Source organism: Oerskovia turbata (genome assembly GCF_000718325.1).
GTDB classification, from domain to species: domain Bacteria; phylum Actinomycetota; class Actinomycetes; order Actinomycetales; family Cellulomonadaceae; genus Oerskovia; species Oerskovia turbata.
In genome coordinates, this window is sequence record NZ_JOFV01000068.1 from 1 (window position 1) to 224 (window position 224).

The 224-nt window shown below is 60.3% G+C and carries 1 protein-coding gene; it reads right to left on the minus strand.

Features of this window, described 5'->3' with window-relative positions:
* A partial coding sequence (gene fdxA / locus IE95_RS0118450) for a ferredoxin (RefSeq protein WP_084690418.1) occupies positions 1–224 on the minus strand: 224 nt, incomplete at both ends.

Here is a 224-nt window from a genome sequence, read left to right on the forward strand (position 1 = left end):
CCCAGATCATCGAAGAACTCCACGTTCGCCCGGTAGTAGTCACTCCACTCCGACGGCACGTCGTCCTCGTAGTAGATCGCCTCCACCGGACACACCGGCTCGCACGCACCACAGTCCACACACTCGTCCGGATGGATGTACAACGACCGCTTGCCCTCATAGATGCAGTCCACCGGACACTCCTCGATGCACGCCTTGTCCTTCACGTCCACACAAGGCTGAGC